Origin of the sequence: Sphingomonas albertensis (assembly GCF_014358075.1) — a bacterium.
GTDB classification, from domain to species: domain Bacteria; phylum Pseudomonadota; class Alphaproteobacteria; order Sphingomonadales; family Sphingomonadaceae; genus Sphingomonas; species Sphingomonas albertensis.
On record NZ_JACONT010000026.1, the window covers coordinates 13,143 to 36,515 of the forward strand.

At 64.6% G+C, this 23,373-nt stretch carries 22 protein-coding genes and 1 tRNA gene; 11 read left to right on the forward strand and 12 right to left on the reverse strand.

What is annotated here, in order from left to right:
• Positions 1-23: 23 nt before the first annotated feature.
• Positions 24-992, forward strand: a complete 969-nt coding sequence (locus tag H8S47_RS12390; RefSeq protein WP_187504169.1) for a magnesium and cobalt transport protein CorA — start codon at positions 24-26, stop codon at positions 990-992.
• Positions 993-1,110: 118 nt separating this feature from the next.
• On the opposite strand, the gene H8S47_RS12395 is transcribed toward H8S47_RS12390, so the two are convergent.
• On the reverse strand, positions 1,111-2,100 hold the full coding sequence (locus H8S47_RS12395; protein WP_187504170.1) for an NADP-dependent oxidoreductase: 990 nt from the start codon (positions 2,098-2,100) through the stop codon (positions 1,111-1,113).
• A 141-nt stretch (positions 2,101-2,241) separates the two neighbouring features.
• Positions 2,242-3,510, reverse strand: coding sequence for a DUF2171 domain-containing protein (locus tag H8S47_RS12400; protein ID WP_187504171.1), 1,269 nt, complete (start codon positions 3,508-3,510; stop codon positions 2,242-2,244).
• A gap of 294 nt (positions 3,511-3,804) precedes the next feature.
• On the opposite strand from H8S47_RS12400, the gene H8S47_RS12405 reads away from it, so the two are divergent.
• Positions 3,805-3,880 (forward strand) — tRNA-Ala (locus H8S47_RS12405).
• A 245-nt stretch (positions 3,881-4,125) separates the two neighbouring features.
• On the opposite strand, the gene H8S47_RS12410 is transcribed toward H8S47_RS12405, so the two are convergent.
• Positions 4,126-4,479, reverse strand: a complete 354-nt coding sequence (locus H8S47_RS12410) for a hypothetical protein (RefSeq protein WP_187504172.1) — start codon at positions 4,477-4,479, stop codon at positions 4,126-4,128.
• A gap of 127 nt (positions 4,480-4,606) precedes the next feature.
• Between H8S47_RS12410 and H8S47_RS12415 the strand changes: the two genes are divergently transcribed.
• On the forward strand, positions 4,607-5,158 hold the full coding sequence (locus H8S47_RS12415; protein ID WP_187504173.1) for a glycine zipper 2TM domain-containing protein: 552 nt from the start codon (positions 4,607-4,609) through the stop codon (positions 5,156-5,158).
• A 118-nt stretch (positions 5,159-5,276) separates the two neighbouring features.
• Here the strand turns inward: H8S47_RS12415 and H8S47_RS12420 are convergent, their stop codons facing one another.
• A complete protein-coding gene (locus H8S47_RS12420; RefSeq protein WP_187504174.1) occupies positions 5,277-7,406 on the reverse strand; it encodes a prolyl oligopeptidase family serine peptidase in 2,130 nt (709 codons plus the stop codon).
• 58 nt (positions 7,407-7,464) lie between these two features.
• Between H8S47_RS12420 and H8S47_RS12425 the strand changes: the two genes are divergently transcribed.
• Positions 7,465-8,880: an MFS transporter gene (locus H8S47_RS12425; RefSeq protein ID WP_187504175.1), complete on the forward strand. Its 1,416-nt coding sequence runs from the start codon at positions 7,465-7,467 to the stop codon at positions 8,878-8,880.
• A gap of 343 nt (positions 8,881-9,223) precedes the next feature.
• Here H8S47_RS12425 and H8S47_RS12430 read toward each other — a convergent pair whose 3' ends face one another.
• Entirely contained in the window at positions 9,224-10,963 is a 1,740-nt protein-coding gene (locus tag H8S47_RS12430; protein ID WP_187504176.1) for a DUF885 domain-containing protein, read from the reverse strand.
• A 123-nt stretch (positions 10,964-11,086) separates the two neighbouring features.
• Between H8S47_RS12430 and H8S47_RS12435 the strand changes: the two genes are divergently transcribed.
• Complete coding sequence (locus H8S47_RS12435) at positions 11,087-11,911, forward strand: alpha/beta fold hydrolase (protein ID WP_187504205.1); 825 nt, start codon at positions 11,087-11,089, stop codon at positions 11,909-11,911.
• A gap of 206 nt (positions 11,912-12,117) precedes the next feature.
• Positions 12,118-12,732 (forward strand): hypothetical protein, encoded by a 615-nt coding sequence (locus H8S47_RS12440; protein ID WP_187504177.1) that lies wholly within the window; start codon positions 12,118-12,120, stop codon positions 12,730-12,732.
• 7 nt (positions 12,733-12,739) lie between these two features.
• Here the strand turns inward: H8S47_RS12440 and H8S47_RS12445 are convergent, their stop codons facing one another.
• Positions 12,740-13,066: an FtsB family cell division protein gene (locus tag H8S47_RS12445; RefSeq protein ID WP_235982846.1), complete on the reverse strand. Its 327-nt coding sequence runs from the start codon at positions 13,064-13,066 to the stop codon at positions 12,740-12,742.
• A 131-nt stretch (positions 13,067-13,197) separates the two neighbouring features.
• Positions 13,198-14,478 carry a phosphopyruvate hydratase gene (eno, locus tag H8S47_RS12450; protein ID WP_121884554.1) on the reverse strand — a complete coding sequence of 427 codons (1,281 nt, stop codon included), beginning with the start codon at positions 14,476-14,478 and terminating at the stop codon, positions 13,198-13,200.
• Between the two features lie 175 nt (positions 14,479-14,653).
• On the opposite strand from eno, the gene H8S47_RS12455 reads away from it, so the two are divergent.
• The 5 genes from H8S47_RS12455 to H8S47_RS12475 all read left to right on the forward strand — a co-directional run bounded on the left by H8S47_RS12455 (position 14,654) and on the right by H8S47_RS12475 (position 16,662).
• Complete coding sequence (locus H8S47_RS12455; protein WP_187504178.1) at positions 14,654-15,148, forward strand: hypothetical protein; 495 nt, start codon at positions 14,654-14,656, stop codon at positions 15,146-15,148.
• 4 nt (positions 15,149-15,152) lie between these two features.
• Positions 15,153-15,503 carry a phage holin family protein gene (locus tag H8S47_RS12460; protein WP_235982847.1) on the forward strand — a complete coding sequence of 117 codons (351 nt, stop codon included), beginning with the start codon at positions 15,153-15,155 and terminating at the stop codon, positions 15,501-15,503.
• A complete protein-coding gene (locus H8S47_RS12465; protein ID WP_132740434.1) occupies positions 15,500-15,772 on the forward strand; it encodes a phosphatase in 273 nt (90 codons plus the stop codon). The genes H8S47_RS12460 and H8S47_RS12465 overlap by 4 nt, the downstream gene beginning before the upstream one ends.
• 103 nt (positions 15,773-15,875) lie before the next feature.
• On the forward strand, positions 15,876-16,355 hold the full coding sequence (locus H8S47_RS12470; RefSeq protein ID WP_187504179.1) for a PLP-dependent aminotransferase family protein: 480 nt from the start codon (positions 15,876-15,878) through the stop codon (positions 16,353-16,355).
• A 79-nt stretch (positions 16,356-16,434) separates the two neighbouring features.
• Positions 16,435-16,662 (forward strand): DUF4170 domain-containing protein, encoded by a 228-nt coding sequence (locus tag H8S47_RS12475; RefSeq protein WP_187504180.1) that lies wholly within the window; start codon positions 16,435-16,437, stop codon positions 16,660-16,662.
• Positions 16,663-17,229: 567 nt separating this feature from the next.
• On the opposite strand, the gene H8S47_RS12480 is transcribed toward H8S47_RS12475, so the two are convergent.
• The 5 genes from H8S47_RS12480 to H8S47_RS12500 all read right to left on the reverse strand — a co-directional run bounded on the left by H8S47_RS12480 (position 17,230) and on the right by H8S47_RS12500 (position 23,351).
• The gene (locus H8S47_RS12480; RefSeq protein ID WP_187504181.1) at positions 17,230-17,880 is read right to left on the reverse strand and encodes a rhomboid family intramembrane serine protease; all 651 of its coding nucleotides are present in this window, start codon (positions 17,878-17,880) and stop codon (positions 17,230-17,232) included.
• Positions 17,881-17,885: 5 nt separating this feature from the next.
• The gene (gene greA / locus H8S47_RS12485; RefSeq protein WP_056052861.1) at positions 17,886-18,362 is read right to left on the reverse strand and encodes a transcription elongation factor GreA; all 477 of its coding nucleotides are present in this window, start codon (positions 18,360-18,362) and stop codon (positions 17,886-17,888) included.
• A 75-nt stretch (positions 18,363-18,437) separates the two neighbouring features.
• Positions 18,438-21,770: a carbamoyl-phosphate synthase large subunit gene (gene carB / locus H8S47_RS12490; protein WP_187504182.1), complete on the reverse strand. Its 3,333-nt coding sequence runs from the start codon at positions 21,768-21,770 to the stop codon at positions 18,438-18,440.
• Positions 21,770-21,994, reverse strand: coding sequence for a methionyl-tRNA formyltransferase (locus H8S47_RS12495; RefSeq protein WP_187504207.1), 225 nt, complete (start codon positions 21,992-21,994; stop codon positions 21,770-21,772). Before H8S47_RS12495 ends, carB begins: the two co-directional genes overlap by 1 nt.
• 37 nt (positions 21,995-22,031) lie before the next feature.
• Positions 22,032-23,351 (reverse strand): carbamoyl phosphate synthase small subunit, encoded by a 1,320-nt coding sequence (locus H8S47_RS12500; RefSeq protein ID WP_187504183.1) that lies wholly within the window; start codon positions 23,349-23,351, stop codon positions 22,032-22,034.
• Between the last annotated feature and the right edge of the window lie 22 nt (positions 23,352-23,373).

Below are 23,373 nucleotides of genomic sequence, written 5' to 3' on the forward strand. Positions count from 1 at the left end.
GTTAGCGTAATCCCTGAGGCTCCATGACGGTCGTCGCCGCGTATCTCTATCGCCATGGCAAGCGCGTCCGCGCGGTCTCGATCGACGAAAAGGTCGACTGCCCGGCGGATCGCTCCGAGTTCGTCTGGATCGGTATATGCGACCCGTCGGCCGAGGAAATGCGGACGCTGAAGGAGCAGTACAACCTCCACCCGCTGGCGGTGGAGGACGCGATCAAGGCGGACCAGTTGCCCAAGGTCGACGTGTACGGCGACCAGCTGTTCGTGGTCGCGCGGACCGCACAGCTCGAAGCGGACAAGATAGAGTACGGCGAAACCGCGATCTTCGTCGGCCACAGTCACATCATCAGCGTCCGCCACGGCTCGGCACGGTCGCACAAGGCACTGCGCGAACAGCTCGAAGCCGCGCCGACCTTGCTGATCAACGGCGTCGACTATGTCCTCCACGCGATCCTGGATTACGTCGTCGACGGCTACCTGCCGATCATGGAGAGCATCGAGGACGAGGTGCTGGCCATGGAACAACGCACCATCGACGCGTTCCTGGGCCGCGACGAGATCGTCCGGATCTTCGGCTTGCGTCGAGAAATGATCCGCTTCCAGCGCATCCTCGGACCAATGGGCGAAGTCGCGGGCAAGATCGTCCGCCTCGACCTCCCCTGCATCGATACCGAGGCGAAACCGTATTTCAGCGACGTGCTCGACCACGTCCGCCGGGTGCAGACGATGGTCGAGGGCCTACGCGAGGTGCTGACCTCGGTGTTCGAATTCAGCAATTTGCTGGAACAACAACGCACCGGCGCGATCACCCGCCAGCTCGCCGCCTGGGCTGCCATTCTCGCCGTGCCGACCGCGATCGCCGGGATCTACGGCATGAACTTCGAGAATATGCCCGAGTTGAAGACGGAATACGGGTATTTCGTCGTGCTAGGCGTGATCGGGGTCGTCTGCGCTGCGCTGTACGTGAAGTTCAAGCAGGCGAAGTGGCTGTAGCGGGGACCTAGCTCAAATTGTTTCCCCGCGAAGGCGGGGACCCAGACTGGGCTCCCGCCTTCGCGGGAGAACAAGAAAGCGGCCGGGACACAAAGTTCATCCCCCGGCCGGCTTCCGCTCAAACCTTGACGAGCATTTTCCCCGTATTCCCACCGGAAAACAGCCCCAGGAACGCATCCGGCATCGTCTCGAGCCCCTCGTGCACGGTCTCCTGTCGCTTCAGCGTCCCCGCCGCCAGCATCCCGCCCACGTCCTTGTAGAACTCCTCGGCGCGATTCATGTAGTCGCTCACAATGAACCCGCGGATCTGGATCCGGTTACCAATCAGCCGCGCGAGATACTTCAGCTGCGTCGCAGCCCCGCTGTTATACACGTCGATCATCCCGCACACCGCGAACCGCGCATGCATGTTCGCATGTGCCAGCGCCGCGTCGAGATGCTCGCCGCCGACGTTATCGAAATACACGTCGATACCTTTCGGAGCGGCCTCGCCGAGCGCCTTCACCACCGGCACGTCGCTCTTGTAGTCGATCACCGCATCCGCACCGAGCGACTTCACCCACGCGCATTTCTCCGCGCCGCCGGCCGAGCCGATCACCGTCATGCCCTTGGCCTTCGCGACCTGCACGACGGTCGATCCGACCGCGCCCGCCGCTGCCGACACGAACACCGTATCGCCCGCCTTCGCCTCGGCAACCTGAAGCAGCCCAAAATACCCGGTCATCCCCGGCATGCCGAGCTGACCCAGAAACGCCTGCGGAGGCACGTCGAGCGCAGGCAGCTTCTGCACCTGCGCGGCCGGGACCACCGCCTCATCGCGCCAGCCCGCCATGTGCAGCACCATGTCGCCGACCTTGATGCCGTCGTCTTTGCTCTCGACCACTTCGCCGACCGCGCCGCCCTGCATCGCCTCGCCCAGCGCGAACGGCGGGACATAGCTCTTCACGTCATTCATACGCCCGCGCATGTACGGATCGACCGACAGCCAGCGGTTCGCAATCCGGACCTCGCCGGCGCCAAGCGTCCCCTGGTCGAGATCGATCATGGCAAAATCGGTATGCTTCGGCATGCCTTGCGGACGTGCCCTCAGGCTCCATGCACGGGCCATAAACTTGCTCCTATCTAGAATATTCGTGTTGTCGGTATGGCGGAACATACCCGCAGCGCAACCCGCAAAAAAGCCCGGACGTTTCCGTCCGGGCTCGTTGCCGGCCGGCATCAGGCGACGCCGGCCAAAGCATTCAAGCGGTTAGTACGTGGTCGAACCCGACTTGCCGGGGGTGTCCGATGTAGTGCTGGTCGTCGAACCCGGGGTCGTCGAACCGGTGGTTGAAGCCGCGCCCGTCGTGCTGCCAGCCTGGGCGGTCGAGGCATAGCCAGTATTACCGGCGTCCTTCTTGTCGCCGCCGGTGCGGTCGCCATAGTCGAACATCGCCGAGTTGCGCTCTTCTTCCTTCCACGCCGCCTTAGCTTCATCGGCTGACTTCGACAGCGTCACCTTGCCATCCACGGTCTTGATCCAGCGCGACGGGATCGAGTGATGCACGCCACCCGCATCACGGTCGTTCTTGGTCAGCAGGATCCGGTCGCCCTTCACCTTGTCGACCGTACCGACATGGCTGCCGTCGGAACCGACGACCTCCATATGCTCGGTGACCTGCGACAGCGAGCTGCGCTGGCCCTGACGCTCGGTCCGCCACGACGAGAACTCGTTCTCGAACTTCGAGCGGTTCTCGTTGCGATACTCGTCATAGTCGCGGTCGAGCGCCGCGATCTGCGTACTACGCCAGCTATGATAATGATCGTCGTGCGTGTTCGACGACCGGTTCCCGAACGAGCGGTTGTCCGAGTTGCCGTAGGAGCGCTCGTCATAGCGTGCGTCCGCCTCGCGACGACGCTCCGCCTCGTCATCGCCGAACCACGAGCGCACTTCGTCGCCTGCGCGGGCAATAAAGCCGCGATCGTCATAGTCGTAGCCCTGCGGCTGGCGACCATAACCACGGTTGTCACCACGCTGCGGGTTGCGATTGTCGTCGTCCGCATGACGGTTGCGCCCTACATCTTCGAACCGGCGACCGTCCGACGCGTAGCTGCCGTGATATTCGGTATCGCCCGAACCCTGGTTGCGCTGGCCGTAGCCCTGCTGGCCATAACGCTGCTGGCCCGGATCCTGCCGACCATAGCCCTGCTGGCCGTAGCCCTGGCCATAACGCGACTGACCATAGCGATCGCCGCCCGATGGCTGCTGGCGATCGTTATGACCACCGTGATAGTCCCGCCCGCCCTGATCGCGGTTCTGCTCGCGGCCATAGGGATCACGACCGTATTGATCTCGGCTCCCCTGATCGTCGCGCTCGCGGTTGTCGCGGTCGAATTCACCGGCTGCTGCGTAATCGCGCGCGCTGGATCGACCGTAATCGCCACCATCCGACCGGAAATCGCGACCATAATCCTGCGAGTTCGGCCGACCGTAATAATCACCCGACTGACGATCCCGGGTATTGCGTTCGTAGACCATATGAGCCTCCTAATTGCTGTCCTGCGGCTGCCGGTCCCGTCGATCGATTTAGTGGATCGCGGTGCCGTACATTCCGAGGACTACAAACGCCAAGCCGGAGGATTGTTCCTGTATTTGCCGTAACTTGACGGCGACACGACGCAATGCTGCGACGACGCGCCAGACCGAGATTGGGTGGTCGCCTTGCTAAGCGGAGGACTACCTCAAGAGCCTGAGAACACAGGCCTGCCAAGCCAGTTGCATCCCCGAAATCGACCCGTTAAAGCCGCGATCATGGCCCATGGCCAACCGCGCGGGGCCGTAGCTCAGATGGGAGAGCGCTGCAATCGCACTGCAGAGGTCAGGGGTTCGATTCCCCTCGGCTCCACCAGCGCGCGGACCCGCTTTTGCCCATCCGACAATCCCGCGTCGGTCTGGCATCACGGTTCAACGTTTATCCCGTCGACGGGGTTTGATCGCTCATAACCATGACAACGCAACCGCGCCGGGCACTGGTCACCCAGTTCACGGCCGAGCCCGCCTGCTTTGAGCCGGTTCGCCGAGCGATATGAACCTTCTCGGCTCCGCTTATCGGTGATCGTCGGCCCAAACCTGTACGGGAGCCGACAAACACGTTCAGGAACGATGTCTCTCGATATCCGTATCAACCGCGCATCCCGATCGTCGGGTTCGAGAGGACATCTCATGAAGTTTACGCATCTCATCGCGGCCGGGTTGGCCTTCGCAACGCTTGGCCTCGGCGCCGCCGCTCCTGCCGAGGCGCAGCGCGATCGCGGGCACAGCCAGCAGTACCGCGACAATGATCGCCGTGGGGACCACCGTGGCGACCATCGCGGTGATCGCCGTGATTTCCGCCGCAACGATCATCGTGGCGATCGCCATGACGACCGGCGCTATCGCGGCCGTGGCAACGATCGTCGCAACTGGAACAACAACAATCGCCGTTGCCGCACCGAATGGCGCAACCATCGTCGCGTACAGATCTGCCGCTGATGCAAGCCGATCCGGCGCGTAGTATGACGCGCCGGCACCAGGCGGGCGGTGGCACGATGCCGCCGTCCGTCCCTGCATGTGAACCTTTGACGAGGATATGATCATGAAGCGTTTCTTCGGTACGGCCGCGGTGATTGCGGCAACGTGCCTTTCCGTTGCCACGCCCGCGCTCGCGCAGTCGCAGGCCGACGATGCGCGCTTTGCCGCCGCCCAGGCGCGGCTCGACAGCGAGTTGCAGATCTTCCGCACGGAATTCGATCGCTACCAGTCGGTGCGGGGCAATCGCGGCGGCGATGCGCCACAGAGCGGCTATCGCACCGCGCCGGATCGCAGCGGCGACTATCAGGAGGCCTATCCGGACGAGCGCGACGAGGGCAATTACGACCCTTCGCGTTATTATCGCGCTGGTCCGAACTATCAGGAGCGCGTGCTGGCGACCAACGACCGCGTCTATGCGGGGCAGGATGGCCGCTATTACTGCAAGCGCAACGACGGTACGACCGGGTTGATCATCGGTGCAGCCGGTGGCGGCATACTCGGCAACGTGATCGATGGCGGCCGTTCGCGGATCGTCGGCTCGCTGCTGGGCGCGGCCGCGGGTGGGCTCGCCGGGCGTGCGGTGGATCAGAACAACAGCCAGGTCCGCTGCCGCTGAGGTTGACGAGCTAGCTGCCTAACTGTTCCCCCGCGAAAGCGGGGGAACAGGAATCACAAGCGACACCGATCGTGGTCCTGGGCTCCCGCTTTCGCGGGAGAACAGTAGGCACGTAACCCTACTTCGCCGGCCCCAGCAGCTTCTGCGCGAAATACGTCATCTGCAGCGCCTGCAACCGGGCGCCCTGCTCGATATCCGCATCGCCCGAATGCCCGCCCGCGGTATCCTCGTAGAACAGATACGGCAGCCCGTATTCCTTCAGCCGCGCGGCGAACTTGCGCGCATGCTGCGGCCCGACGCGGTCGTCCTTGGTCGTCGTCCAGATATACGGCTCCGGATACGCGACGCCCTTCCTGATGTTCTGATACGGCGAGATCGTCTCGAGAAACGCCTTCTCCGCCGGCACGCTCACCGACCCATATTCGTCGACCCATGACGCGCCAGCCGCGATCCCCTCATACCGGATCATGTCGAGCAGTGGCACCTGGATCACCACCGCCTTCCACAGATCCGGATGCTGGTTGAACTCGACGCCCATCAGCAGCCCGCCGTTCGATCCGCCATAGATGCCGAGCTTGGCCGGGCTCGTGAGCTTCCGCGCGATCAGGTCCTGCCCGACAGCGGCGAAGTCGTCGTAGATCACCTGCCGCTTGGTCTTGCGCCCGGCGTCATGCCATTTCGGCCCGAACTCGCCGCCGCCGCGGATGTTGGCGAGCACGAAGCTGCCGCCGCGCTCGATCCACAGCTTGCCCGTCACCCCCGAATAATAGGGCGTCATCGACGATTCGAACCCGCCATAGGCGGTCATGATCGTCGGCGTCGTCCCGTCGAGCGCCACGCCCTTCCGGTGAACCACGAAATACGGAATTTTCGTCCCGTCCTTCGAGGTCGCCTCGAACTGCTCGACCTCTGCGTTCGACGCATCGAACTTGGCGGGCAGCGCCTTGACCTGCTTCGGCACGCCCGCCGGCCCTGCATCGAGCGACCAGAGCGTCGTCGGCTGGAGGAAACTCGTCACCTGCACGAACAGCGCATTGCTGCGATCGGTCGTGCTCGCCACGTCGACCGAGGCGTTGTCGGGCAGCGCCACCGCGCGGGACGTCCAGCCGTTCTTGGCGTGCGTGAACACCACCGCGCGGCCGCGGACATTATCGTAGACGCTGGCCACGACATGATCGCGCGTCACCGACACGCCGTCGACCGACTGCCGCGCGGTCGGCGCGAACACCAGCGTCGGCGTGAACCGCCTCTTGCGCACTTCAGCCAGCGGCGCCGACGCGATCGCGCCCGCCGGGATCTGGCCCCACGCCTCGCTGGTCGAGAAGATCACCTGTCCGTCGACCATGCCCGCCGGAAACACGCGCGCCGGAACGTCGAGCTTCACCAGCCCGGCCGGCGTGACGACATGTTTTTCGCCACCGAAGAAGGTCTGGCGTCGCTGGATCATCACCACGCGATTGCCCTGCCCGTCGGTCATCACGTCGGCATAGGTGCCGAGCTGGTCCGACGCCTCGCCGCGGAAGATCTCGCGCGCGGCGGTCAGCGGCTGGTCGCGCTTCACTTCCTTAACGACGAACGGATAGCCCGACGAGGTCATCGATCCCGCGCCCCAGTCGCGCGACACCATCAGCGTGTCGGCGTCGATCCAGGTCGCGCCCTGCTTCGACGTCGGCAGCACGAATCCGCCGGTGACGAACTGCCCCGCCTTCAGGTCGAACTCGCGATAGGTGACGGCGTCCTCGCCCCCCTCCGACAGCGCGACCAGGCACAGCCGCTCCTCGGGCGGCAGGCAGGACGCGCCCTTCCACACCCATTTCTTGCCCTCGGCCTTGCTCAGCGCATCGAGATCGAGCGTGGTCGTCCACGCCGGGTCCGCCTGCGCGTACCCCGCCTCGCTGGTCCACCGCCAGATTCCCTGCGGATGGTCGGCATCGCGCCAGAAATTATAGATCCGCCCGAACAGCTGGTTCGGCATCGGGATGCGATCCTTCGCCGACGCGATCGCCAGCGCCTCGGCGTAGAAGGTCTTGTAGCGGGGATCGTTCTGGAGCCGCGGGAGCGTCTTCGCATTCTCCGCCTCGACCCAGGCCAGCGGCTTCGCACCGTCCTTGTCCTCGAGCCAGATATACGGGTCGGCGGCGGTGTTCGTTTTGGTCATCGGTGCGACTTGGGCAAGCGCGGGACCGCCTGCAAGGTCGGCGCCACCGCTCAATATCGTCGCCGCAAGCATCGAAGCCAGAACTCGCATCACCGTATCTCCCTGAATTTCTTGGCACGATACATGCCGGGGTCTATCGCGGTCCGCAATGCAACCGGACCAGATATCGGCCGCCGACGGCCTGCCCAAGCCCCGCCGCTTCGTCGCCATCGCCGCGATCTCGGCTGGTACTGCGCTGACAATCATCGACGGCGGCATCGCCACCGTCGCGCTGCCGACGATCGCGCGCGACCTCGACGTCGGCAACAGCGCGGTGGTCACCGTGGTCACGGTGTACCAGCTGATCCTCGCGATGGCGCTGCTCCCGTTCTCCGGGCTCGGCGACCGCATCGGGCTGAAGCGCATGTACCAGTACGGCCAGTTGCTGTTCACAGTCGCAACGTTGCTGTGTTTCTTCGCGAAGAGCCTGCCGTTCCTGCTCGTCGTCCGCGCCGCGCAGGCCTTGGGTGCGGCGGCGGCGCTCAGCGTCTCGTCGGCGCTGATCCGCTCGATCTATCCCGCCAAGCAACTCGGCCGCGGGCTCGGCATCAACTCGGTGGTCGTGTCTAGCTCGGCCGCGCTGGCGCCGACAATCGGCGGGCTGGTGCTGGCGATCGCCCCGTGGCCGTGGGTATTCGCCAGCGCGGTGCCGTTCGCGATCGCCAGCCTCGTGCTCGGCCGCGCGCTCCCCGAACCGCAACGCCGTGACGAGCCGTTCGACGTGCTCGGCGCGGTGATGTGCGCGGCGATGATCGGGCTCGTCATCGGTGGTGCGGAAAGCGCGGTGCACGGCGACAGCCCGATCGTGTCCGCCGCAATCGTTGCGACCGGCGCGGTGATCGGGTGGTTCTTCGTGAAGCGCGAGCAGGGCGAAACCAAGCCGATCCTGCCGATCGACCTGCTCGCGCGGCCGGTGCTCGCGCTGTCGGCGATCGGTGCGTACACCGCGTTCATCGCGCAGATGACGCTGCTGCTGTCGACACCGTTCCGCCTGACGCACGCTTATGGCTTCAGCGCGGCGGAAGTCGGCGCGGCGATCGCACCGTGGCCGCTGGCGAACATGGTCGTCGCGCCGCTGTCGGGCTGGTTGTCGGATCGCTATCCGGCGGGGCTGCTCGGCGGGATCGGGATGAGCGTCTCGATCTGCGCGCTGCTGCTGCTCGCGTACATGCCGGCGGATCCGGGGTATTTCGATATCGCGTGGCGGATGGCGTTGTGCGGGTCGGGGTTCGGGATGTTCATGGCGCCGAATGCGCGGCTGATCATCGGGAGTGCGCCGCGCGAGCGCGCAGCGGCGGCAGGTGGTCTTGTGTCGACGGTACGGCTGGTGGGCCAGACGACGGGAGCGACCTTGGTCGCCGCCCTGCTGGCCATGGGCGTTGGCGCGGGCATGACCCCGCCGCTGGTAGCCGCAGGTCTCGCGCTGGTGGCGGGGTTGTGCAGCCTGTCGCGGCTCAGGCCCTCGATCCGCAACCCGCCGACCGAGGAAACGCAGGACGTGCAACCGGCGTCCCAGGCGCGGTGACCTCCTCCCTCTCCCCCTTCCGGGGAGAGGGTCGGGGTGAGGGGCAGCCAAGCAATGCTCCGCCCGGAACAGCCCCTCACCCCAGCCCTCTCCCCGGAAGGGGGAGAGGGAGCAAAAGTAGAACGTTCACCCGCGAAGGCGGGTGCCCAGACTGTGTCCCGCCTTCGCGGGGACGCATGCTTTTGGTTTGGGACACCAGCCCCCCAACGCCACCTCCCCGGCGGAGGCCGGGACCCAGTTGGAAAGGTCGACGTAATGAAGGACTGTGCTGCGTTAGCGACGTTCCCCAACTGGGCCCCGGCCTTCGCCGGGGTGGCGTGTAAGGTGAACGTTGCAGCCCAAATCAAAACGCCGCCGTCGCCTTAGCCTCCCCCATCATCGCCGCGCGCACCAAAGGAATCGGCGGCCCCCCATAACTCAGGAACTGGTCATGGAACGCCTTCCAGGCCTTCCGCCCACCCCGCGTCGCAGTCCAATCCGCCCGCAGCTTCCGGATCATCAACTTACCCATCGTATAGTTCAGATACGCCGGATCATACGTCCCCCGCGCCGCCTGTTGCCGGGCATTCCCCTCGTCCTGGTAACACTCGTCGACGAACATCCGGAACGACTGCTCCTGCGTCATCCCCCTGGCATGCATACGGATCGCCGACAGATACCGGCAGTCGCGCAGCAGAGCGTTCGAGATCTGCCCGACATGCGTCTCGGCATCGCCGTTGTTGAGCCCCGCCTCGAACATCATCTCCTCGGCATAATGCGCCCACCCCTCGGCAAAAGCGTACCCGACGAACAACCGCCCGAAGAGCGACGGCGACCGGTTCGCATACAGGAACTGGACGAAATGCCCCGGCATCACCTCGTGGACCGACGTAAACAACAGGTCGTCCTTGCCCGGCACGAATGCGTCCTGCACCGCCTTGGTCCAGCTCGGGTCGGGCGGCGAGATATAGTAGATCGACGGCACGCCCTTATCGAACGGTCCAGGCGGATCGATATACGCCGAGTTCTGCCGGTTATACGGCGGCGATTCCTCGACAAGCGCCTGCTCGGTCCCGGGGATCGTCACCAGGTCATGATCGACCACGAATTTCCGCAAGGTCGGGATCTGGCGCCGAGCCTCCGCGACCGGCCCACCGACCGGCTTATTCGCGTTCATCTTCGCCATGCAGCCGGCGATCGACAGCCCCTTGGCGAACACCCCGCACGCCTGCGCCAGCGCCGCCTGGTTGCGCTTCAGGTCGGCGACACCCGCCGCCTCGAGCGGGTCGAGTGGCGTATCGACGCCCTCGGTCATCGCCACCATCCGCGAGAACTTGTCCGCCCCCAGCGCGAAATCCTGCGTCGCGGTCGCCCGCTGGCCCTCGGTCCACGTCCCCAGATCACGCATCGCCGCCGCCGCCGCCTTCGCCGCGTCGGTCAGCTGCTTCTGCGCCGCCGCGTCCTTTACGCCGGCAAACGCCTTCACCGCGTCGCCGCCGTAGTAATCCGCAAAGCCGTTGAACGCCGCCGCCCCGAAATTGACGTAGCTCAACGGCATCGGCGCCTTCAAATTCGCCTTTATATTGCCCGCCGCCGCCGGGATCTTCTGGAAGAATGCGGTCAGCGCCTTCATCCGCGTCGGCGCATCGGCATAGTTGCGCGCGATATAGACGTTCGGATCGAGCCCCGCGCCGACATACCAGGACGGGTTATGATGCGGCTGGTCGGCGTCCTCCAGCCAGAACAGCTTCCCCTTGGCGACCTGCACCAGATAGTCGCGCTCGAACGCCTCGGCCGGCTTCAGGTCCTTGAACGCCCCCGCCTTGTCGATCGCGCCATGCAGGAAATCGGCCTGCCGCTTCAGCCCCGCAGCACTCCAGTCGCCCAGCCCGCCGTCATAGTCGTGCTTGCCCTGATAGACCGCGTTCGCCGGATCGATCTTGAACCAGCCGTCGATGAAGCCATCGCGGAACCCGGCCCAATCGCTCGTCGCAGCGGTCGTAGACGCAGCGGGAGACTGCGTGTTCGAAGGAGTCTGCGCGGGGCCGCACGCGCTCAAGGCCAGGACTGCGCCAAGCGCCGTCGTCAAAAGTCCGATCCGCATCCTGTCTCCAATTCCGATTCGTCGCCCCCATGCTGCCAGTCGAAGCCGCGTCGCGCCAGTGTGCGGAACGGCGCCCGCGCTGGGCCGTTGACCGCGCACCTGTTCGAACGACTGGAGAGCTTCATGCCCTACGTAAAGACCCGTGACGGTACCGATATTTACGTCAAGGATTGGGGCACGGGACGCCCGGTCGTCCTTACCCATGGCTGGCCGCTCAATGCCGACAGCTGGGACGCGCAGGCGATGGCATTGGCCCATGCCGGCTTCCGCGTGATCGCGTATGACCGCCGCGGGTTCGGCCGCTCGGGCCAGCCCTGGACCGGCTACGACTACGACACGCTCACCGACGATCTCGCCGACGTGATGGAAGCGACCGGCGCGAACACCGACGCGACGATCGTCGGCTTCTCGATGGGTGGCGGCGAAATTGCCCGCTACATGAGCCGCTACGACGGCAAGGGCGTGGTCGCCGCGGGGCTGATCGCGTCGGTGGTGCCGTACATGCTCAAGACCGACGACAATCCGCACGGCGTCGACGGGGAGACACTCGCCACGATCGGTGCAGGTATCGAGGACGACCGCCCGGCGTTCTTCAAGACCTTCCTCCAGCAGTTCTTCGGCGTCGGTTTCATCACCTCGCCGGTCAGCGACGAGGTCGTCGACTGGGCCTGGGGCCTAGCGATGCAGGCTGGCCTGCACCCGACGCTGGAATGCGCCAAGGCATTCGGCCACACCGACTTCCGCGCCGATCTGGCCGCATTCCGCGTACCGACGCTGATCGTGCACGGAACGAGCGACAAGACCGTACCGATCGACGCCACCGGCCGCGCCGCCGCCAAGGGCATCGCCGGCTCGCAGCTGGTCGAATATGACGGCGCCCCGCACGGCCTGACGGTCACAGAAAGCAACCGCTTCACGAACGACCTGCTGACCTTCCTGGGCAAGTAACGCCCCTCGTTCTTTCTTCAATATGACGAGAATCATGATCCAGGATTACAGGCGCTCGCCCGTAATCCTGGATCGAGGTGAAACCAGTACTAGGATCGGGAGGCCGTTCTGGCCGTGCTTACCGCTCGTGTAAACATTGTTCACAGTTTCTCGGGTACGACGTCCGTGTGGCTCTTTCGTCCCAAATTCGCGTCTCTCGCCGCACGATGCCATCGCGCAGAGCGTATCGAACCGCCATCGGCATCTCCGTTGCGGTCTTCCTCGGCTGGGTCATCACGATCAATGCCACGTCGACGATCGTCGTTTCATCCATCAACATCTGGTTCGTAACCGCAATCACGCTGCTCGGCGGTATGGCCGGGTTTTTCATCGGCAAAGTGATCGGCGTGGTCGAGGGCGGCGTCGGCCGTCACAGAGCGAAAGCACGACCATGGGTGGTCCACTACCTGATGGCGGCACTTGGCTTCGCCTGTGGCATGATCGTCGGCGCGACGGTCGCCTACCGAATGGTGGAAATTGTCCTGTTCTGGCAATCGGACGAACCCGTCGTCCCTACGACCTTCCCCATACACGCGGTGGGACTGGCAAAGGCAACACCCATCCTCTCGATCGGATCGGAGGGTGAGCGTGACGATATTCGCATATCCAAACGCGATTACGAAGTACTGACGGCTGTCGGCCCGCTTCGCCGGCCGTGGCGTTATTGCATCACCCTCAAGCGCCAAGCGACTTACGAGGCCGTTCGCGTATGGCGACCCGGCTCACGCCGTTCCGGACCACAAACGGTGTTCCCGTGCCCGCCTTATGCGCAATGGTGGTAAGCCGAACTCAGTTACCCAAGGGTACGATAACTTCGTCCGGATGCGCAACGTTCAGTTCCTTGCGGACCATCTCGTCGACCATGTCCGGGTTCGCATGATCCGGGTTCAGCAGCGCCACCCGGTTCTTCAGCACTTCGCGCTTGCGGTCGAGCACGGCGTAATCCCGCTCCCGCTTCGCAAGCTGGCGCTTGTAGTCGCCATACGCGAACATCCCGTTCGGCCCGAGCACGGCATACGCACCGAAGAACGCCATCAGCGTCAGCCCCAGCGCCGGCCACGCGGCCTTGCGCATCGTCTTCCGCAGCTTGCTGGTCTTCGTCGTCACCCGTGCCATGCTCGTCCTCCGGTAGTCCTCCGTCACCCCGGACTTGTTCCGGGGTCCACCGCTCCGCACACTCTAATCTCTCGAATATGCGGGACCGTGGATGCCGGAACAAGCCCGGCATGACGGATGGGGTGGGTCAATCAGCCGCCGATCAGGATATCACGACCCGCGTACCGCGCGGCGTCGCCCAGCTCTTCCTCGATCCGGATCAGCTGGTTGTACTTCGCCAACCGGTCCGACCGCGCAAGGCTACCCGTCTTGATCTGACCGCAGTTGGTCGCGACCGCCAGATCGGCGATCGTCGAATCCTCGGTCTCGCCCGAACGATGCGACATCACCGCTGTATACTTCGCACGCTGCGCCATCGACACCGCCTCCAGCGTCTCGGTCAGCGTGCCGATCTGGTTGACCTTCACCAGCAGCGAGTTCGCGATACCCTGGTCGATCCCACGCTTCAGACGCTTGGGGTTGGTCACGAACAGATCGTCGCCGACCAGCTGAACCTTGTCGCCGATCAGATCGGTGAGCGTCTTCCAGCCCTCCCAATCGTCCTCGCCCATGCCGTCCTCGATCGAGAAGATCGGGTAACGCCGCGTCAGGTCCGCCAGATACTCCGCCATCTCGGCGCTCTCGAGGATCCGGCCCTCACCCGAAATGTCGTACTTGCCGTTCTTGTAGAATTCGGTCGCTGCGCAATCGAGCGCGAGCATCACGTCCTCGCCGGGCTTGTACCCCGCCTTCTCGATGCTCGACATGATGAAGTCGAGCGCCTCGGTCGTGCTGCCGATGTTCGGTGCGAAGCCGCCCTCGTCGCCGACGCTGGTCGACAGGCCCTTCTCGCTCAGGCCCTTCTTCAGCGTGTGGAAGATCTCCGAGCCGCAACGGACCGCCTCGAGGATGTTCGATGCACCGACCGGCACGACCATGAACTCCTGGAAGTCGATCGGGTTGTCGGCATGCTCGCCGCCGTTGATGATGTTCATCATCGGCACCGGCAGCAGATGCGCCTGCACGCCGCCGACATAGCGGTACAACGGCAAACCGCGTGCTTCGGCCGCGGCCTTGGCGACGGCGAGGCTGACGCCGAGGATCGCGTTCGCGCCCAGCCGGCCCTTGTTCTCGGTCCCGTCGAGCTCGATCATCGCCCGATCGAGGTCCGACTGGTCCTCCGCGTCCATGCCGAGCACGGTGTCGGTGATCTCGTCGTTGACCGCGTCGACCGCGCCATCGACGCCCTTGCCGCCCCAGCGGGTCTTGTCGCCGTCACGCCGCTCGACCGCCTCGTGCGCGCCGGTCGAGGCGCCCGACGGGACGGCTGCGCGACCGAAGCTGCCGTCTTCGAGCAGCACGTCGACCTCGACGGTCGGATTGCCGCGGCTGTCGAGGATCTGGCGTGCATGAAGGTCGATGATTGCGGTCACGTAACGATGCTCCTACAAATCCCGGTGCCGGGTCGTTCGCGCTGCCTCTACCGTCTCGCGCCATTGCGGGCAATCGCGCGGATATCCGAGAACAGTGTCGTGCAATCGCGCGGCGGTTCGGGAACCGTGCTCCGGCGGCGGTGTTGAGGGCGTAACAATTCTGAAAGGGACCGTCATGGCCGACTCCAGCGTAAACGATACCGTCAACGACCTGAAAACGACCGCGAACCACGTCGGTACCGAGCTCGGCAAGACGATCGAGAACGAGGTCGGCAATGCCTCCGGCAAGACTGCCGACGCCAAGCAGGCGATAAAGGAAAGCGCCAGCAAGTACAGCGCGCAGGCCGCCGACAAGGCGCGCACCTTCGCCGAGGACGGCAAGGCCCGTGCCAGCGGCGCACTGGAGCAGATCGCCCAGCTGCTGACCGACGCCGCCGGCCAGGTCGACGAGAAGCTCGGCTCGCAGTACGGCGGCTATGCCCGCAGCGCCGCCGACAGCGTCTCGGGTTTTGCCGACCAGGTGAAGGCGAAGGACATCGACGAGCTGGTCGACGACGCCCGCGAACTGGTGCGCAAGTCGCCAGCGATCGCAGTCGGCGCCGCAGCAGCCATCGGCTTCGTCATCGCGCGACTGGTCCAGTCGGGCGTCGACGCCAACCCAAAGGCCTGACGCCTTGTCCGATCCCGTGATGCTGACCGACGAAGACGAAAGCCTTTCGTCGATCGTCGGCCGGCTGGCGACCGAGACGAAGAGTCTCGCGACCGCGGAAGTCGCTGTCTACAAGGCGAAGTTCGGCGAGACGGCCAGCGCGTACAAGTCGGCGGCGATGTTCTTCGCGGTCGCCGGCGTGCTGGCGCTGGCCGCGCTGATCGCACTGCTGGTCGGTGCGATCTTGACGCTGGCAACGCTGGTAGGGCCTGGATGGTCGACCGTGATCGTCGTCGTTGCGGTGCTGGCGCTGGCCGGCATCCTGGCGATGATCGGCAAGTCGAAGCTTCAGACCAAAAGCGAGCCCGTATCATGACATCCGCCAAAGTCGCCGCCGCAGAGATCGAAGCTGCCCTCGCCCGCCAGCGCGTCATGATGACGGTCGGGCAGCTGCAGGATCGGCTCAACCCGCGGAAGCTCGCGCTCAACGCCAGCCGCGACGTCGCCGATGCCGGCACCGCCGCGCTGACCGCGAGCGTCGAGACGGTGAAGCGCAATCCGGGGCCGACCGCGGGGTTTGCCGCGGTCGCCGGGCTGTTTCTCGCGCGGCACCGGATCGTCGGACTCTTCCGCCGCGGGCGCTGACTGCACTGACTGCGGTCACCGCATTGAAACCTTGAAGTCCCGGCTCGCGTTGAATCCCCATTGAATTGAACGGCGAGCAGCTTGCCATCAGAAGGACATTTCCATGACCGACGCAAAGACCACCGCAAACGAAGCCGCCCACGAGACCGAAAGCCGTCTGCGCGAAGGCCTCGACACCGTCCGCGAGACCGCATCGAAGGTCTATCACGACGCCGGCGACAAGGCCTCTGAGGTTCTCGAAGTCTCGCGCGAGAAGACCAAGCGCGTCGTCAACAATCTCGAGTCGAACCCGCTCGGCATCCTCGTCGGCGGCCTCGCCGTCGGCGCGCTCGCCGGCGCGCTGATCCCGCGTTCGGCGCGCGAGAAGGAATTGCTCGCCCCGGTCGGCAAGCGTCTCAGCGAGACCGTCGCCGACGCCACCGCCGCCGCCAAGGCTGCGGGCCAGTCGGAACTCGGCGAACTCGGCCTCACCAAGGACAATGCGCGCGGTCAGGCCAAGGGTCTGCTCGAAGGCGTCGTCAAGGCGCTGACCACCGCGGGTACTGCAGGTGCGAAGGCCGTTTCGCAAAAGCCAGCTGTCTAAATAGAGACCGCTAAGGGTTCAAAGCGCGGGTCGAACACGCTAGGGCATCTGCAACCTCCCTCCCAAGGACAAGCAGCGCATGAGCAAGCTCCACCTCGTATTCGGCGGCCGCGTCAGCGACCCGCGCACCCTGGATTTCAACGATCTGAGCAAGATCGAATTCGTCGGCGTTTTCCCCGATTATGCCAGCGCGGAGAAGGCCTGGCGTGCTGCGGCGCAGCGTACGGTGGACGATGCGGAGATGAAGTTTGTTGTGGTGCATCTGCACCGGATGCTCGAGCCTAACCTGGGCGCGACTGCAGCCTGAACCACCCCCTGAGCCGTCATTCCCGCGTAGGCGGGGACCCATATTGGCTAACGTCGCGAACTGATCGCAGCAATATAGGCTATGGATCCCCGCCGGCGCGGGGATGACGATGTTGAACGACAGCACATCTGCCGTCGTCGACCTAAGCTTGTGCTCAAAAACTAACGAAATTGGCACAGCGCAAAACAACTTGCCCTCACCCTTCCCACGGCAAAGCAGCCGCGGGCCCCTTCCCTCTCCCAACGGGAGAGGGAGAGACGCCAAAGGCGGCGACGGGTGAGGGCACGCCCAGCAGTGCTCCCGGCACCCGTTGCGCTGGCTTGTTAACCGACGCATTCCGCTCACGCGCTGCCCCCCGCAGATAGGTAGAGAAGATATACGCCGGTACAGCCGACGAAGGCGCACAAGCGCACCCTTCCCCCCCGTTCGTGCTGAGTAGAGACCGAGTAGGCGCGAAGAGCCGTATCGAGGGGCTCGTATCGAAGCACCGGTTCCACGCGCCAACCCATCCTTCGATACGCCGCTTCGACAAGCTCAGCAGCTACTCAGGACGAACGGTATGGGGGCTCAAGCAGCCCGGTAATGCCAAAGCAACAACGGCCGAGCCAGCACCAGCCCCGCCAAGAACCCACCGATATGCGCCCCGATCGCAATGGGCCCGCTAGCCCCTACCGAAGCGCCAAACCCGGCCAGCCCCATCAGCAACTGGATCCCGATCCACGCCGCGGCAAGCCACACCAAATGCACGACCCCAGCCGGCACCGGCCCGATCGCCTGCGCCCGCCGCTCGCCATACAGCAGCGCATAAGCCCCCACGACCGCCGAAATCGCGCCCGAAGCACCAATCATCGGCGCGGTGGAGTCAGGCCCGAACACCCAATGCCCCGCCGCCGCCGCATACGCGCCCAGCACGTACAGCACGACCAGACCGACCGTCCCCAGCGCCTTCTCGACGAACTGCCCGCAATACACCAGCATCACGAGGTTCAGCGCGATGTGCGCCCAGCCGCCATGGATCAACGTAGCCGTCAGCGGCGTCGCCCAGGACGGCACGACGAACATATGCTCGCTCGGAATACCGAGATCGGTCATCCGCAACGGGATGAACCCGGCGTTCACCGCCCAGTAGCCAAGCGACCCGCTCAGCACCAGAAATCCCGAGACGATGACCGTCACGATCGTGATGATCGCCGTCGCCCGCGTCTCGAAGAGTTGCATAGGGCTCAGATGAACTCGATCTTGGAGACGACGTAATAACGCTCGCCGGCCGGCACCGTGACCTCGACCTCTTCGTCGAGCTTCCGCCCGATCAGCCCGCGACCCAGCGGCGAATTGTACGAGATGCGGCCCGTCTTGGCGTTAGCCTCGGTCTGGCCGACGATCTGATACTTCACCGGCTTGTCGTTCTCGTCAAGCAGCGTCACCGTCGCGCCGAACACGACCTTGTCGCCCGACAGGTCCTTCGGATCTATGATCTGCGCGCGGCTCAGCTTATCCTCGATGTCGGAGATCGATGCCTCGACCTGACCCTGACGCTCCTTCGCAGCATGATATTCCGCGTTCTCGCTCAGATCGCCGTGCGCGCGCGCCTCTTCGATCGCGTCGACGATCGTCGGACGTTCGGCCTTCAGGCGCTTGAGATCCGCGCTAAGCGTCTCATAGCCTTCCTGCAGCATCGGCATCTTTTCGACGGTCGCCATCATCTCGTCCCCAAATTCATTTCCCCGCGCGGGGCGCCATAACGGCCCCGCCCACACATCACGCTTATGTCGGGATCAGTTGTGCGACTGCGAATAATAGGATTGCAGGGGCCGTACTTCAAGGCTGTGCGTCGAAAGCTTGGCAATCGCCTTCGCCGCCTCGAGCGAAGCGGGCGCGGTCGTGAAGTACGGAATGCGCTGCCCCAGCGCGGAAGCACGGATCGGCTGCGAGTCCTTCAGGCTCTGCCACCCCTCGGTGGTGTTGAAGATCAGCGCGATATCGCCGTCCTTGATCCGGTCGACGATATGCGGCCGCCCCTGCGCGACCTTGTTGACCTTCTCGACCGGCAACCCAGCGCGCGCCAGATGATCCGCCGTCCCACCGGTCGCGACGATCGAGAAGCCGGTATCGACCAGCGCCTTCACCGCCTCGACGATCATCGCCTTGTCGCCGTCCTTCACACTGACGAACACATTGCCCTTGGTCGGCAGGATCGTCCCCGCGCCAAGCTGCGCCTTGGCAAAGGCGATCGTGAAATCGGGATCGATTCCCATGACTTCGCCGGTCGACTTCATTTCCGGCGACAGCACCGGATCGACGCCAGGGAACTTGTTGAAGGGGAACACCGCCTCCTTCACCGCATAATAGTCGATATGCCGGTCGATCTTCGGAAGGTTGACCAGCTTCTCGCCCGCCATGACGCGTGCGGCGATCTTGGCGATCGGCGCACCGATCGCCTTGGCGACGAACGGCACGGTACGCGACGCGCGCGGATTGACCTCGATAAGGTAGACCAGGCCATCCTTCACCGCGAACTGGATGTTCATCAGCCCGACCACCGACAAGGCATGCGCGAGCGCCACCGTCTGCCGCTCGATCTCGGCGATGATCTCCGCCGACAACGAATATGGCGGGATCGAGCACGCCGAGTCGCCCGAATGGACGCCCGCTTCCTCGATATGCTGCAACACGCCCGCGACCACCACGTCGGTGCCGTCGCAGATCGCATCGACATCGACCTCGATCGCATCGCGCAGATACTGGTCGATCAGCACCGGTGAGTCGCCCGACACCTGCACCGCGGTCGCGATGTAATGCTCGAGCTGCCCGATTGTATCGACGATCTCCATCGCCCGGCCACCGAGCACATAGGAAGGCCGCATCAGCACCGGATAGCCGATCCGCTCCGCCGCGGCGACCGCCTCGTCCCGGCTCCGCGCCAGGCCATTGGCCGGTTGCAACAGCCCGAGCTTGGTGATCAGCGCCGCGAACCGCTCGCGGTCCTCCGCCAGATCGATCGCGTCGGGCGTCGTCCCCAGGATCGGAATGCCCGCAGCCTCGAGCGCGCGCGCGAGGTTCAGCGGCGTCTGCCCGCCGAACTGCACGATCACGCCCACAAGCGTGCCGTTCTGCTGCTCGACATGCAGGATCTCCAGCACGTCCTCGGCGGTCAGCGGCTCGAAATACAGCCGGTCGCTAGTGTCGTAATCGGTCGACACCGTCTCCGGGTTGCAATTGACCATGATCGTCTCATAGCCCGCATCCGCCAGCGCGAAGCACGCATGGCAGCAGCAATAATCGAACTCGATCCCCTGCCCGATCCGGTTCGGCCCGCCGCCCAGGATCACGATCTTCTTGCGATCGGTCGGCTCGGACTCGTTCTCGGGCTCGCCAAAGCTCGGCGCCTCGTAGGTCGAATACATATACGGCGTCTTCGCATCAAATTCGGCCGCGCACGTATCGATCCGCTTGAACACCGGCCGCACGCCGAGCTTCAGGCGATGCTGGCGCACCTCCTCCTCGGTCACGCCACCGGTCATCGCCTTGACGACCTCGTGAATCAGCCCCGAGCCACGCGCGATCCCGCGGTTCATGTCGCGCAGATTGGCGGATTGCAGCGCCAGCCATGCGAGCCGCTTGTCGCTGAACCCCATGCTCTTCAGGCGGCGCATACCGGGCGCGTCGATCGGCAAGCCGTCCTTCATCACCTCGGCCTCGGCTGCGATGATCTCGGCGATCCGCTCCAGGAACCACGGATCATACTTGGCGATCGCATGCACCTCGGCAACCGTGAAACCCTCGCGCAACGCTTGAGCCGCGACCAGCAACCGGTCCGGCGTCGCGACGGCCAGCGCCGCCTCGATCTCCGCACGCGGCGCGCCGACCAGATGATCGACCTGGTTGAACCCCGACAGGCCCGTCTCGAGCCCACGCAACGCCTTCTGCATCGATTCGTGGATGTTGCGACCGATCGCCATCACCTCGCCGACCGACTTCATCGCGGTGCCGAGCGTGTTCGACGCGCCCTTGAACTTCTCGAACGCAAACCGCGGAATCTTCGTGACAACGTAATCGATCGTCGGCTCGAATGCGGCGGGCGTTGCCCCCGTAATGTCGTTCTCGATCTCGTCGAGCGTGTAGCCGACCGCCAGCTTCGCCGCGACCTTCGCAATCGGGAAGCCGGTCGCCTTCGACGCCAGCGCGGACGAGCGCGAAACACGCGGGTTCATCTCGATGACGACCAGCCGGCCGTCCTTCGGATTCACTGCGAACTGGACGTTCGAACCGCCTGTTTCAACACCGATTTCACGCAACACCGCGATCGATGCGTTGCGCATGATCTGGTATTCCTTGTCGGTCAGCGTCAGCGCCGGCGCGACCGTGATCGAGTCCCCGGTGTGGACGCCCATCGGATCGACGTTCTCGATCGAGCAGATGATGATCGCGTTGTCGTTGCGATCGCGCACCACCTCCATCTCGTATTCTTTCCAGCCGAGCAGCGATTCCTCGATCAGCACCTCGGTGGTCGGCGACAGATCGAGCCCGTTGCGGACGATCGCGATGAACTCCTCGCGATTATACGCGATGCCGCCGCCCGAGCCGCCCATCGTGAAGCTCGGCCGGATGATCGACGGAAGCCCCGTCTTCTCAAGCCCTTCGAGCGCTTCTTCAACAGTATGTGCGATCGCCGAGCGCGCGCTTTCCAGCCCGATCCGGTCCATCGCATCGCGGAACTTCAGCCGGTCCTCCGCCATGTCGATCGCATCGGCATCCGCCCCGATCATCGTCACGCCGAACTTCTCGAGCGTACCGTCATGGAACAGCGCGAGCGCGGTATTCAGCGCGGTCTGCCCACCCATCGTCGGCAGGATCGCGTCCGGGCGTTCCTTCTCGATGATCTTGGCGACGATCGCGGGCGTGATCGGCTCGACATAGGTCGCGTCGGCCAGCTCGGGATCGGTCATGATCGTGGCGGGGTTCGAATTGACGAGGACGATACGATAGCCCTCCTCCTTCAACGCCTTGATCGCCTGCGTGCCCGAATAATCGAACTCGCACGCCTGGCCGATGACGATAGGTCCTGCGCCGATGACGAGGATCGAGGTGATGTCGGTGCGTTTTGGCATTAGAAGTGACGCTCCGCGACTAATTTAATAAAATCAAACGCTTCTTTGGTTAAGCGAATGGACTGGGATTGCTTATCGCCGATCTCGCGATCGGCAGATCCATACGTGTCGATCTGGACGAACTTCTCTCCGTCCGCATCGCCAGCTCTAACAACAGCTCGAACGTCACTATGCTTCGCCTCGCGAACGACAGGTTCGTAAGTGAACTCTCGGATCGTGGCCATTTGGAATCTTTCGGTAGAATTTCTGTGCTCGGACCGCTTAAGTTAACGACCCTACAAAGCGCTTGAACAGATATAGGCTGTCCTGCGGTCCTGGGCTCGCTTCCGGATGATATTGCACGCTGAATGCGTTCCGGTCGGTCAGTTCCAGCCCCGCGTTCGACCCGTCGAACAGCGACACATGCGTCTCGCGAACGTTCGCCGGCAGGCTGTCGCGCTCGACTGCGAAGCCGTGGTTCATGCTGGTGATCTCGACCGCACCGTCGGACAGGCGCTTGACCGGGTGGTTGGCGCCGCGGTGGCCCTGGAACATCTTGGTCGTGGTCGCGCCGACCGCGAGGCCGAGCAGCTGGTGGCCGAGGCAGATGCCGAACAGCGGCTTGCCCGTCTCCAGCAGCTGGCGGATCACCGGCACCGCGTATTCGGCGGTCGCGGCGGGATCGCCGGGGCCGTTCGACAGGAAGATGCCGTCGGGGGCGAGCGCCATCACGTCGTCGAAGCTGGCGGTGGCGGAGACGACGGAGACCTTCGCGCCCGCCTCGACGAGGTTGCGGAAGATGTTGCGCTTCGAACCGTAATCGATCGCGACGACGTGGGGCTTCTCGCCTCCCCTCCCGCTTGCGGGAGGGGATTGAGGGGTGGGCTCGCGCTCACCTGCCGGGGGGACGGTCGAGGAGTGCTCAACCGCACCGTCGTCTGTCGAGGAGGCCGGGAGCCCACCCCCGGCCCCTCCCGCTTGCGGGAGGGGGGAAGAAGAATAGCCGAAGCCCAGCTTCCATGTCCCGCCGGGCGCATCCTCACCCCAGCCATAATGCATCTCGGTCGACACATCCTTGGCGAGGTCCATCCCCTCCAGCCCCGGCCATGCGCGCGCCATCGCCAGCAACGCCGCCACATCGAACTCGCCACTCGCCGAATGCGCGATCACCCCACTGGGCGCCCCCGCCACCCGGATCCGCCGCGTCAGCGCACGCGTATCGACGCCCGACAGGCCGATCCGCGCATGCCGCTTCATCCAGCCATCGAGTCCCTCGACGGCACGGAAGCTCGACGGTTCGGTCACGTCCTCGCGGACGATGATGCCGAGCGCGTGCGGATCGTCCGCCTCGATATCGTCGGGGTTCGCGCCGACGTTGCCGATATGCGGAAACGTGAAGCAGATCATCTGTCCGGCGAAGGACGGGTCGGTCAGCACCTCCTGATAGCCGGTCATCGCGGTGTGGAAGCACACTTCGCCGACCGCACTGCCCTCCGCGCCGAACCCGCGACCCCAGATCACGTCGCCATTGGCGAGGACGAGGACGCCGGTGGCGCCGGCTGGCTTTGCCACAGGCACGGGTGTTGGCAGGGCGTCGGCCATCAGGCTGGGCACTCTCTTTAGA